The 12096-nt window shown below is 69.9% G+C and carries 12 protein-coding genes; 7 read left to right on the plus strand and 5 right to left on the minus strand.

Features of this window, described 5'->3' with window-relative positions; translation table 11 throughout:
- The first annotated feature begins 103 nt into the window (after positions 1-103).
- The 5 genes from EXU32_RS06180 (at position 104) to EXU32_RS06200 (ending at position 6867) form a co-directional block, all read left to right on the plus strand.
- Positions 104-1702, plus strand: a complete 1599-nt coding sequence (locus tag EXU32_RS06180) for an ABC-F family ATP-binding cassette domain-containing protein (RefSeq protein WP_130629110.1) — start codon at positions 104-106, stop codon at positions 1700-1702.
- A gap of 65 nt (positions 1703-1767) precedes the next feature.
- Positions 1768-3435, plus strand: a complete 1668-nt coding sequence (locus EXU32_RS06185) for a nitrite/sulfite reductase (protein WP_130629111.1) — start codon at positions 1768-1770, stop codon at positions 3433-3435.
- Positions 3432-4172, plus strand: a complete 741-nt coding sequence (locus EXU32_RS06190) for a phosphoadenylyl-sulfate reductase (RefSeq protein ID WP_130629112.1) — start codon at positions 3432-3434, stop codon at positions 4170-4172. The genes EXU32_RS06185 and EXU32_RS06190 overlap by 4 nt, the downstream gene beginning before the upstream one ends.
- A gap of 85 nt (positions 4173-4257) precedes the next feature.
- Positions 4258-4905 (plus strand): sirohydrochlorin chelatase, encoded by a 648-nt coding sequence (locus tag EXU32_RS06195; RefSeq protein ID WP_130629113.1) that lies wholly within the window; start codon positions 4258-4260, stop codon positions 4903-4905.
- A gap of 69 nt (positions 4906-4974) precedes the next feature.
- Positions 4975-6867, plus strand: coding sequence for an ABC transporter ATP-binding protein (locus EXU32_RS06200; RefSeq protein WP_130629114.1), 1893 nt, complete (start codon positions 4975-4977; stop codon positions 6865-6867).
- A gap of 52 nt (positions 6868-6919) precedes the next feature.
- On the opposite strand, the gene EXU32_RS06205 is transcribed toward EXU32_RS06200, so the two are convergent.
- The 3 genes from EXU32_RS06205 to EXU32_RS06215 are packed head-to-tail and all read right to left on the minus strand — an operon-like array spanning position 6920 to position 8180.
- On the minus strand, positions 6920-7690 hold the full coding sequence (locus EXU32_RS06205; protein ID WP_130629115.1) for an SURF1 family cytochrome oxidase biogenesis protein: 771 nt from the start codon (positions 7688-7690) through the stop codon (positions 6920-6922).
- Entirely contained in the window at positions 7690-7905 is a 216-nt protein-coding gene (locus EXU32_RS06210; protein WP_130629116.1) for a hypothetical protein, read from the minus strand. The genes EXU32_RS06205 and EXU32_RS06210 overlap by 1 nt, the downstream gene beginning before the upstream one ends.
- Entirely contained in the window at positions 7902-8180 is a 279-nt protein-coding gene (locus tag EXU32_RS06215; protein WP_242612903.1) for a DUF3099 domain-containing protein, read from the minus strand. The genes EXU32_RS06210 and EXU32_RS06215 overlap by 4 nt, the downstream gene beginning before the upstream one ends.
- A 131-nt stretch (positions 8181-8311) precedes the next feature.
- Here EXU32_RS06215 and fabG point away from each other — a divergent pair, with 131 nt between their 5' ends.
- Together fabG and fabI are read left to right on the plus strand one after the other, a co-directional pair.
- The gene (fabG, locus tag EXU32_RS06220; protein WP_130629117.1) at positions 8312-9022 is read left to right on the plus strand and encodes a 3-oxoacyl-ACP reductase FabG; all 711 of its coding nucleotides are present in this window, start codon (positions 8312-8314) and stop codon (positions 9020-9022) included.
- 38 nt (positions 9023-9060) lie between these two features.
- Positions 9061-9816, plus strand: coding sequence for an enoyl-ACP reductase FabI (gene fabI / locus EXU32_RS06225; RefSeq protein ID WP_130629118.1), 756 nt, complete (start codon positions 9061-9063; stop codon positions 9814-9816).
- Positions 9817-10166: 350 nt separating this feature from the next.
- Here the strand turns inward: fabI and serB are convergent, their stop codons facing one another.
- Both serB and EXU32_RS06235 read right to left on the minus strand, forming a co-directional pair.
- The gene (gene serB, locus EXU32_RS06230; RefSeq protein WP_130629119.1) at positions 10167-10898 is read right to left on the minus strand and encodes a phosphoserine phosphatase SerB; all 732 of its coding nucleotides are present in this window, start codon (positions 10896-10898) and stop codon (positions 10167-10169) included.
- 10 nt (positions 10899-10908) lie between these two features.
- On the minus strand, positions 10909-12090 hold the full coding sequence (locus EXU32_RS06235; protein WP_242612963.1) for a glucose-1-phosphate adenylyltransferase: 1182 nt from the start codon (positions 12088-12090) through the stop codon (positions 10909-10911).
- Positions 12091-12096: the final 6 nt, after the last annotated feature.

Below are 12096 nucleotides of genomic sequence, written 5' to 3' on the forward strand. Positions count from 1 at the left end.
CCATGGGGCTCGGTCCGGGGGACCGGGACGGATGCGGTGACCCGAGGGTCTGCGACTTACACTAACCGGCGACCCACCGTTCGTACGTGCAGGAGAACCACCCGTGATCACAGCAAGCAGCATCGAGCTGCGGGCAGGCTCGCGGATCCTCCTGGATGGCGCGTCCTTCCGCATGGCGGCAGGAGACCGGGTCGGACTCGTGGGCCGCAACGGCGCCGGCAAGACCACCCTCACCAAGGTGCTGGCCGGTCAGGCGCAGGCCGCCTCGGGGCAGGTCACCTCCACCGGGGGCATCGGCTACCTGCCGCAGGACCCGCGCACCGGCGACCTCTCCGTCACCGGCCGTCAGCGCATCCTCTCCGCGCGCGGTCTGGACCGCATCGTCACCGACCTGCGCGCCACCGAGAAGAAGATGGCCAGCGCGGACCCGGAGACCCTGGAGAAGGCGATGGGGCGCTTCGGTCGGCTGCAGGAGGAGTTCGACGCGGCCGGCGGGTACGCCGCCGAGTCCGAGGCCGCGAGCATCGCCTCGGCCCTCGGGATCGACGAGGGGCGTCTGGACCAGAGCCTCGAGACGCTCTCGGGTGGCCAACGACGAAGGGTGGAGCTCGCCCGGATCCTCTTCTCCGGCAACGAGACCCTCCTGCTCGACGAGCCGACCAACCACCTCGACGCCGACTCGATCGGCTGGCTGCGCGAGCACCTGAAGAACTACAAGGGCGGGCTGATCATCATCAGCCACGACGTCGAGCTGCTCGAGGTCGTCGTCAACCGGGTCTTCCACCTCGACGCCAACCGGTGCGAGCTGGACATCTACAACATGGGCTGGAAGAACTACCTCCAGCAGCGCGAGACCGACGAGCGCCGCCGCAAGCGTGAGGTGCAGAACGCCACCAAGAAGGCGACCGTCCTGCTCGAGCAGGCCGACAAGATGCGCGCCAAGGCCACCAAGGCCACTGCGGCGCAGCAGATGATCAAGCGCGCCGAGCGGATGCTCGCCGGAGTCGAGGGGGAGCGCACCCAGGACCGGGTGGCCAAGCTGCGCTTCCCGGACCCGGCTCCCTGCGGGCGGACCCCCCTTCGTGCCTCTGGCCTGTCCCGCTCCTACGGGAGCCTGGAGATCTTCACCGACGTCGACCTGGCCATCGACCGGGGGACCAAGGTCGTCGTCCTCGGGCTCAACGGCGCCGGCAAGACGACGCTGCTGCGGATGCTCGCCGGGGTCGACGCACCGGACACCGGGCAGGTCGAGCCGGGGCACGGGCTGAAGCTCGGGTACTACGCCCAGGAGCACGAGAACCTCGACGTCGACCGGTCGGTGCTGGCCAACATGAAGTCGGCCGCACCCGACCTGGGCGAGACCGAGGTCCGCAAGGTGCTCGGCTCCTTCCTCTTCAGCGGCGACGACGTCAACAAGCCTGCCGGTGTGCTCTCCGGTGGCGAGAAGACCCGTTTGTCCCTCGCGCTGCTCGTCGTCTCCAGCGCCAACGTCCTGCTCCTCGACGAGCCGACCAACAACCTCGACCCCGCCAGCCGCGAGGAGATCCTCGGCGCGCTGTCGACCTTCAAGGGTGCCGTCGTCCTCGTGACCCACGACGAGGGCGCCGTCGACGCACTGCAGCCCGAGCGGATCCTGCTCCTGCCCGACGGCGTCGAGGACTTCTACAGCCCGGACTACCGGGACCTGGTCACCCTGGCCTGAGGCCCGCGCTCCACCACGTGAGACACATAACGGTGAGTTATGAGTTCCATAAGTGAGTCCCTACTATGGGTCGTGTGACTGTGACGACCCGACCCACGCGCACCAAGTCCAACGGAGCCTGGGCTGATGGTGACCGGACCCCGCTGAACCCCAACGAGGCGTTCAAGCAGGAGGACGACGCGCTCAACGTTCGTGCGCGCATCATCGACACCTACTCCCACGAGGGCTTCGACTCCATCGCCGAGGACGACCTCACGGGGCGCTTCCGCTGGATGGGTCTGTACACGCAGCGCAAGCCCGGCCTCGACGGAACCCACACCGGCGAGGATGACATCTCCGACTCGCGCTTCATGATGCGCGTCCGCAGCGACGGCGGCCAGCTGACCACCGAGCAGGTGCGCACCATCGCCGGGATCAGCACGGACTTCGCCCAGGACACCGCTGACATCTCCGACCGGCAGAACATCCAGCTGCACTACGTGCAGATCGAGGACGTGCCCGAGATCTGGCGCCGGCTCGAGTCGGTCGGTCTGTCGACGACCGAGGCCTGCGGTGACTGCCCTCGCACGATGATCGCCTCCCCGGTGGCGGGCATCGAGAAGGACGAGATCGTCGACGGCACCCCCGCCCTGCAGGAGATCAAGCGCAAGTTCATCGGCAACCCCGAGTTCTCCAACCTGCCGCGCAAGTACAAGACGGCGATCTCCGGATCCCCGACACACGACATCGCCCACGAGATCAACGACATCTCCTTCGTCGGCGTGGTCCACCCCGAGCTCGGTCCGGGCTTCGACGTGTGGGTGGGCGGTGGCCTCTCGGTCAAGCCGATCTTCGCCCAGCGTCTGGGCGTGTGGGTCTCGGTCGACGAGGTGCCCGAGATCTGGGAGGGCGTGACGAGCATCTTCCGCGACCACGGCTACCGTCGTCTGCGCAACAAGGCCCGGCTGAAGTTCCTCATGGCCGACTGGGGCCCGGAGAAGTTCCGCGAGATCCTCGAGAACGACTACCTCGGCCGTCGCCTGCCCGACGGACCGGAGGCGACGGTCGCTCCCGGCACTCGTCGCGACCACGTGGGGATCCACGAGCAGAAGGACGGTCGGGTCTGGGTCGGTGCGGCCCCCATCGCCGGGCGCATGACCGGCACCAAGCTCACCCGCCTGGCCGAGCTGGCAGAGGCCGTCGGCAGTCAGCGCATCCGATTCACCCCGCACCAGAAGGTGCTCGTCCTCGATGTGCCGCGAGCAGCTGCCGACCAGCTCGCCGTCGACCTCAAGGAGCTCGACCTCGAGGTCCACCCGAGCGAGTGGCGTCGCAATGTCCTGGCCTGCACGGGTCTGGAGTTCTGCAAGCTGGCCCTGACGGACACCAAGAACCGCGCCCGCTGGACCGTGGAGGAGCTCGAGAAGCGCCTGCCGGACATGGACGTCCCCTTCAGCATCCACCTCAACGGCTGCCCCAACGCCTGCGCCCGCAGCCAGGTCGCCGACGTCGGCCTCAAGGGCATGTTGGAGCAGAAGGAGGACGGCACCTACATCGAGGTCTTCCAGGTGCTGCTCGGTGGCTCGCTCGCCGAGGACACCGCGTTGGCCCGCAAGACCCGAGCGCTCAAGGTTGCCGGCGACGACCTGCCCGACTACATCGAGCGCCTGGCCCGCACCTACCTCGCCCAGCGCGCCGACGGCGAGTCCTTCGCCAGCTGGGTGCGACAGGCCGACGAGGACGACATCCGATGAGTGCCGCTCACTCGCAGGATCGGTTGCAGGAGATCGCCCGAGCCGGTGAGCAGCAGTTCGCCGCGCTCGAGGCCGAGCTCGGGGACACGCACGAAGGGCGGATCGAGCTCGGTCGTCGCGCGCTGGCCTGGGCGCAGGAGACCTTCGGCGACGGGCTCACCGTGGCCAGCTCGATGGGCGACGAGGTGCTCGTGCACCTCGTCGGCACGACCCTCGAGGGTGCCGACGTCTTCTTCCTCGACACCGGCTATCACTTCGCCGAGACGCTCGGCACGCGGGACGCGTACGACGCGATGCTGCCGATCACCATCCGGACGATCTACCCGCGCCTGACGGTGGCCGAGCAGGACGCGGAGCACGGTCCGCAGCTGCACGACCGTGACCCCAACCTGTGCTGCGCCATGCGCAAGGTCGAGCCGCTCAACCGCGCGCTCGATGAGCACGACGCCTGGGTGACCGGCATGCGTCGCGAGGACGCGCCGACCCGCACCGACATCACCATCGTCGGCTGGGACGAGCGCCGCGGCATGGTCAAGCTCAACCCGATCGCGGGCTGGACCCAGGACGATGTCGACCAGTACGCGGCCGAGAAGTCGGTCTTCCTCAACCCCCTTCGCCAGAGTGGCTACGCCTCCATCGGGTGCGCCCCCTGCACCCGACCCGTCGCCGAGGGCGAGGACGCACGGGCCGGACGCTGGTCGGGCACGGACAAGGTGGAGTGCGGACTCCACACGTGATGCACGACCTTGAGGAGATGCGCCGTCGAGCGCACGACCTTGAGGAGATGCGGCCTCGGGCGCACGACCTTGAGGAGATGCGGCCGTGACGACCGTGCTGCTTGCCCACGGGTCCCCGGACCCGAGGCACGCAGCGACTCTCGAGCGTCTGCGGGAGCGGGTGGCCGGACCGCTGCGCGACGCGGCGAAGGGGGAGACCCGCCTCGTCTACATCGAGCACGACCACCCGCGCCCGCACGATCTCGGCCCGACCCTGACCGACGAGGTCACCGTCGTGCCGATGCTCGTCACCCCGGCCTTCCACGCGCGTGTCGACGTGCCCGCTGCGGTGCGAGCCCTCGGCGCGGCAGGTGCGCCGGTCCGGGTCGCTCCCGCGCTCGGGGGAGACCCGCTGCTGCTCGTCGCCGTCGACGAGCGCCTGGTGGCCGCGGGGCACGCCGTCGACCAGCCGGTGCTGCTCGTCGCCGGGGGTTCGAGCTCCGGCCAGGCCGGCCAGAGCATCCGGACCCTGCTCGACACGCACCCCCGGGCGGGCTGGCTGACCATGACCCTCGCCGCGCCACGCGCCGGCGCCACGACCGGCCGGGTCGTGGTCCCGGCGACCCTCGCGGAGGGCGTCCTCCACGACAAGGTGGCCGCCCTCGCGCAGGCCGCGGGGTCCCCCTTCGTCGCCGGAGGGCTGGCGGACACCGCCGCTGTCGCGTCGCTCGTGCTGCGCCGGGCACTCGGCTGACACACCCGTAGGGAATCCTGAGGGGACCGGCGGGGTTGTCGCCACCGGACCGACGAGGAGCACACACGGATGACGATGAACAACGCATGGGGCCTGATGCGCTCGATGAGCAGCGACGAGACGACGCGCGCACCCCTGCCGCCCGGGACCGCTCGGCGGGTGATGGGCTATGCCCGGCCCTTCAGCCGGATCATCGCCGGGTTCCTCGTGCTCGTCGCTGTTGGCTCGCTCACCGTGGTCGCCGTGCCGCTGCTGCTGCAGCGACTCATCGACGACGGCGTCATCCCGCAGGACCGCCGCGTCGTCGTCACGATCGCCCTCCTCGTCGCGCTCATCGCGCTCGTCGAGGCTGGCACCACGCTCGTGCAGCGATGGCTCTCCGCCCGCATCGGTGAGGGGCTGATCCACCACCTGCGCACCGAGGTCTTCGCGCACGTGCTACGTCAGCCGATCGCCTTCTTCACCCGGGCCCAGACCGGGGCGCTGGTCAGCCGGCTCAACAACGACGTGATCGGCGCTCAGCAGGCCTTCACGACCGTGCTGTCCTCCGTCGTCAGCAATGTCATCTCGCTCGTGCTCATCCTCGGTGCGATGTTCGCCCTGTCGTGGCAGCTGACGCTCGCCGCGCTCGTGCTGGTGCCCTTCTTCATCCTCCCGGCGAAGTGGATGGGCCGACGCCTGGCTTCGCTGTCGGCCGAGCAGATGAACCTCAACGCGGACCTGGGCAACCAGATGACCGAGCGCTTCAACGTTGCCGGTGCCCTGCTCGTCAAGATCTTCGGCCAGCCCGCGCGAGAGGTCGCCCTGTACGACCAGCGCGCCGCCCGGGTACGCGACATCGGCGTGCGGATCGCGGTCAACCGGGCCGTCTTCTTCATCATGCTCACCCTGCTGGCCTCGATCGCCACCGCGATGGTCTACGGCTTCGGCGGCGTCATGGCCGTCGAGGGGACCCTGACGGTCGGCACGCTGCTGGCCCTCGCGGCGCTGCTGGCCCGGCTCTACGGTCCGCTGACCGCGATCTCCAACGTCCACGTCGACATCCTCACCGCGCTCGTCTCCTTCGCCCGTCTCTTCGAGCTGCTCGACAAGCCCTCGAGCATCCAGGAGGCGCCCGACGCCCGGCCGCTCCCCTCGGGTGAGGCGCTGTCCGTCGAGATGGACGACGTCCACTTCACCTACCCGGGAGCCGACTCGATCTCGCTGCGCTCCCTCGAGGGTGCGACCACCGGCGACCGCGACCAGGGCGGTCCCGTCCTGCAGGGAGTCAGCCTGCGGGCCGAGCCCGGGCAGCTCATCGCCCTGGTCGGGCCGAGCGGCGCCGGCAAGAGCACGATCACCTCGCTCGTCACGCGCTTCTACGACCCGACGAGCGGCGCAGTGCGCATCGGCGGCCATGACCTGCGCAGCGCGACGCTGGAGTCGGTCGGAGCGACCGTGGGGATGGTGACCCAGGAGGCGCACCTCTTCCACGACACCCTGCGCGCCAACCTGGCCTACGCACGCCCGGACGCGACCGAGGCCGAGATGTGGGAGGCGCTCGAGGCGGCCCGCATCGGCCATCTCGTCCACACGCTGCCGGCGGGACTGGACACCGTGGTCGGCGATCGCGGTCACCGGCTCTCCGGTGGCGAGAAGCAGCGCTTCGCCATCGCGCGCCTGCTGCTGAAGTCACCCGCCGTACTCATCCTCGACGAGGCCACCGCCCACCTGGACAGCGAGTCGGAGGTGGCCGTCCAGCGTGCGCTCGACACCGCGCTCGAGGGCCGTACCGCGATCGTCATCGCCCACCGCCTGTCCACGATCCGCGCCGCCGACCAAATCCTCGTGGTGGACGACGGCCGGGTCGTCGAGCGCGGCACCCACGAGGAGCTGCTCGCGGCCGCCGGCCTCTACGCCACCCTCTACGCCACGCAGTACGACGGCGGGGTCTCGCAGGACACGGCCGAGGTCGCGGGCTGACGCCTCGGCCGGGCCTCTGGGCGGCCAGTCAGCCGGGCCTCCGGGCGGCCGGTCAGCCGTCCTCCTCGTCCCAGATGCGCACCTTCTTGGGGCGGGGCGAGCGCTCGGAGCCGTCCTGCACCTCGCGCCGCAGCGCCATGACCAGGAAGATCCAGAACGCGGGGATGGCCAGCCACCACTGGACGGCGTAGGCCATGTGCGGCCCGGTGCCGGTGTCGGGGACCTCGAGCGGGGCCGGCCGGGGGACCGTGGGGTCCTCCGACTGCAGCGAGAGATAACCGCCGAGCAGCTGGCCGTCGACCTCCGCGGCGGCCTCCTGCAGGTTGATGCTCGCGAGCTGGCCCGGCTGCATGCGTCGACCCAGGCTCTTCTCACCCAGACGGACCCAGCCGGTGGCCGTGACCTCGCCCTCGGGTGCCGGCGGGACCTCGGGGGCGACGTCGGCTCCCTTCGGGCTGTTGTCGACCCACCCCCGATCGACGAGCAGGACCTGCCCACCCGTGAGGCGAAGGGGGACGAGCACCTCGTAGCCGTAGGCCCCGTCGAGCGGTCGGTTGCGCACGAGCAGCTGCTCGTCGGCCAGGTACTCACCGGTGGCGGTGACCCGGGTCCACTCGTCGGTGACGGGCGCCGGCGAGTCCGACAGGACCTCGGTGACCGGGACCGGTGTGGCCGTGTAGTGGCTGTCGATCCGGTCGGCGCGGGCGGCCTTGTCCTCGTACCTGCCCCACTGCCACTGGCCCAGCCAGACGAAGGCGATCGAGACCACGAGGGCGACGGCGAACCACCCGAGCCACCTCGGGGTGAGGGCACGACGCAGCATCAGCCGGCGTCAGCAGGGATCTCGTCGACCGCGCAGGTCGTCACGGGGAAGCCGCGGACGGCCAGGTGGTCGCGCAGGACCTCCTCGTGGTCGTCGCACGCCAGCCACACCTTGCGGCGGGACTCGTCGTGGATGCGCGGGTTGCGCCACAGGACAGCCCGGGTCGCCTGCTGCCGGCACGCCTTGCGGCTGCAGACCAGGTCGTCGCTGCTCACTGGTGGACCACCTGTCGTCGCGGGTCGTCCACGGGGGTCATCGACGTGTCGTCGGACCGGGGTCGCACGGCGTTGACGAGCACGACCGCGATGTAGGGCAGGACGACCGCCAGGGCGACGCACACCCACCGCAGCCACCCCTCGAAGAAGTAGGCACCGATGAAGCAGGCCGTCCGCAAAGCCATCGTCGCCAGGTACTGACGCATGCGTCCGGCCTGCTCGTCGTGGAGCGAGATCGGGGCGGTCGTGACTGACGGGACGGACGTGTGTTGCACCTCTTCAGCCTACGCCGCACCACCTGTCGGGAGTTCCACGGGGCGGTCCCGGTGCGACGTACCGAGCGGTAGTGCTCTAGCGTCGTGCGCAGACGTGATCTGACGCACATGACCCACGACGAAGGAGCAGGATGACACCGCGCCGAGTGCTCGTCACCGGAGGCAATCGAGGCATCGGCGAGGCCATCGCCCGCCGCCTGAAGGAAGACGGCCACACGGTCGTGGTCACGTCCCGGTCGGGCGATCCAGTCGACGGGATCGACGCCGTCGCCTGCGAGATCACCGACAGCGACTCGGTCGATGCCGCCTTCGTGGAGGCCAAGGAGCGACTGGGTGGCGACGTGGAGGTGCTCGTCGCCAACGCGGGCATCACCAAGGACACCCTGCTGATGCGGATGACCGACGACGAGTTCGCCTCGGTCGTCGACACCAACCTGCACGGCACCTTCCGGTGCGTGCGCCGTGCGGCGACCCCGATGGTCAAGGCCCGCTTCGGTCGGGTCGTGCTCATCTCGAGCGTCGTCGGTCTCTACGGGTCACCCGGTCAGGCCAACTACGCCGCGTCCAAGGCCGGTCTGGTCGGCCTCGCCCGCTCGATGACGCGTGAGCTCGGCGCCCGGGGCATCACCGCCAATGTCGTGGCGCCCGGGTTCATCGAGACCGACATGACGGCCGAGCTGCCCGACAAGACCAAGGCCGAGTACCAGGCCGCCATCCCGGCCCGTCGCTACGGCGGCGCCGCCGAGGTGGCTGCGGCCGTCTCCTTCCTCGCCTCCGACGACGCGGCCTACATCTCCGGCGCGGTCATCCCCGTCGACGGCGGCCTCGGCATGGGCCACTGACCCACCCCTTCTTCCTCCCGCAGAACGAAAGGCAGCAGATGCTCACCGGAAAGACCTTCCTCATCACGGGCGTCCTCATGGAGTCCTCGATCGCCTTCCACGTCGCCAAGCTGGCGCAGGAGCAGGGGGCCAAGGTGATCCTCACCAGCTTCGGCCGGACGATGAAGATCACCAGGACCATCGCCAAGCGGCTGCCGCAGGAAGCCCCGGTCATCGAGCTCGACGTCACCAGCGAGGAGGACCTCGCCGCACTGTCCGACCGCATCGGTGAGCACGCCGAGCGCCTCGACGGGGTCCTGCACTCCATCGGCTTCGCCCCCGAGGGTGCCTTCAACTTCCTCGAGGCGAAGTGGGAGGACGTCGCCACCGCCGTCCACGTCTCGGCCTACTCGCTCAAGGCCCTCGGCGTCGCCGCGCTCCCGCGGATGAGCGAAGGCGGCTCGATCGTCGGACTGACCTTCGACGCCTCCTATGCCTGGCCGGTCTACGACTGGATGGGGGTCGCCAAGGCGGCCTTCGAGTCCACCAACCGCTACCTCGCGCGTGACCTCGGCCCGAAGGGAGTCCGCTGCAACCTCGTCGCCGCCGGACCGATCCGCACCACCGCGGCCAAGTCGATCCCCGGGTTCGAGCAGTTCGAGGAGTCCTGGGACACCCGCTCGCCCATCGGCTGGGACGTCAACGACCCGGTACCGACCGCCAAGGCCTGCACGATGCTCCTGTCCGACTGGTTCCCCGCCACGACCGGCGAGATCCTGCACGTCGACGGTGGCGTGCACGCGATGGGGATCTGAGCCCTCCCGCTCCCTGAGGTCCCTGAGGAGGCCGCGCCGCGGCCGTCTCGAAGGGTCGGCTCTCGCTCTCGCTCCCGGTGAGGACGGCCGGCGCGCTGCCGAAGTCCTTCGTCCTCGTCGGGTGGGGTTGTCGTTCTCGACTTCGGCTTGATGCTGCGCCGACCCTCCTCACCGTCCGCTCCGGTCCCTGAGGAGGCCGCCCCGCGGCCGTCTCGAAGGGTCCGCCCCCGGTGTGGACGGCCGGCGCGCTGCCGAAGTCCTTCGTCCTCGTCGGGCGTGGTTGTCGTTCTCGACTTCGGCTTGATGCTGCGCCGACCCTCCTCGCCGTCCGCTCGGCTCTGGGCGGCGGGTCAGGTCAGGGGGTGGCCGCCCTCGTCGTCGGGCTGGGGGAGCGGGTCGATGCCGAGGATGTCCAGGACGCGGCGCAGGTCCGGCTCGTCGATCGAGACGTCGGCCTGCTCGCGCACGGCGGGCTTGGCGCAGAAGGCGATCCCGAGCTGGGCGGCGGCCATCATGTCGAGGTCGTTCGCCCCGTCACCGACGGCCACGGTCCGGTCCATCTCGATGCCGGAGGCAGCGGCGAGGCGGATGACGAACTCCGCCTTGGCAGCACGGTCGACCACATCGCCGAGCACCTTGCCGGTGAGGTGACCGTCGATGATCTCCAGGTGGTTGGCCCGAGCCTGGGCGATGCCCAGCTCGCTGGCCAGGTCGTCGACGACCTCGGTGAACCCACCGCTGACGAGACCCACGGTGTGGCCGGACTCGACGAGGGTCGTGACGAGGGTGCGGGCGCCGGGCGTCAGCCGAACGGCGGCGCGGACCCGGTCGAGGACCTCGACGGGCAGTCCCTCGAGGGTGGCCACCCGTGCGTGCAGGCTCTGCGCGAAGTCCAGCTCGCCCCGCATCGCGGCCTCGGTGACGGCCGCGACCTGCTCACGGGTTCCCGCGTGCTCGGCGATGAGCTCGATGACCTCGTCACGGATGAGCGTGCTGTCGACGTCCATCACGAGGACCAGTGGTCCCTCGCCCGGGAGAGCGGGTGCCGGTGCCTGGTCGGTGCTGCCCGGGGTGCGTGCCATGGGCAGGAGTCTAGGTCTGGTCGAAGACGTATCCCTTGCCCACCACGGTGATACCCGACTCGGTCACGTGCAGGCCGCGAGCCCGGTCCTCGTCGTGGTCGTGCCCGAGGCGGATCCCCTCTGGCAGGTGCACCCCCTTGTCGACGATGACCCTGTTCAGATGTACGTACCGGCCCACGTCCACACCGTCGAGCAGGACGCTGTCCAGCACGTCGCTGTAGCTGTGGACGAAGACGCCGGGCGACAGGACGCTGTTGTGCACGTGCCCGCCGGAGACGACCACGCCGGGGGAGACGATCGAGTTGTTGGCCCCGCCGGCCCGCTCGCCGTCGGCGTGGACGAACTTCGCCGGCGGGTAGGGGCCGTGGTTGGTGTTGATCGGCCAGCTGTAGTTGTAGAGGTTGAAGATGGGGTGGATCGACGTCAGGTCCATGTGCGCGTCGAAGTAGCTGTCCAGCGTCCCGACGTCGCGCCAGTAGCCGCGGTCGCGGTCACTCGACCCCGGCACGGTGTTGTCGGCGAAGTCGTAGGCGTACGCCGACCCCCGGGAGACGAAGTCCGGGACGATGTCCCCACCCATGTCGTGCTTGCTCTCGTGCTCGGCATCGCGCTTGACCGCGTCCATGAGCGCCTCCGCGGTGAAGACGTAGTTGCCCATCGACGCGTAGACCTCGTGGGGCGCGTCCGGCAGGCCCGCCGGGTCGGTCGGCTTCTCCCGGAAGGCGGTGATCCGACGTCCGTCGTCGGCCACCTCCATGACGCCGAACTGGTCGGCCATGCCGATCGGCTGCCGGATGGCCGCGACGGTGCAGTCGGCGCGTGTCTCGACGTGCTGGGTGACCATGTCGGAGAAGTCCATCCGGTACACGTGGTCGGCACCCACGACAACGACGATGTCGGGCCGCTCGTCGACGATCGCGTTGAGGGACTGGTAGATCGCGTCCGCGCTGCCCGTGTACCAGCTCTTGCCGCGCCGCTGCTGGGCCGGGATGGGTGCCACGTAGTGGCCCAGGGGCGAGGCCAGCCGCCAGGCCTGGCTGACGTGCCGGTCGAGGCTGTGCGACTTGTACTGGGTGAGCACGATGATCTTGGCGTAGCCCGAGTTGACGACATTGCTCAGGGCGAAGTCGACGAGCCGGTAGATCCCGCCGAAGGGGACTGCCGGCTTGGCCCGATCAGCCGTGAGCGGCATGAGGCG

The sequence above is a fragment of the Janibacter limosus genome, assembly GCF_004295485.1.
In the GTDB taxonomy this organism is placed as follows: Bacteria; Actinomycetota; Actinomycetes; order Actinomycetales; family Dermatophilaceae; genus Janibacter; species Janibacter limosus_A.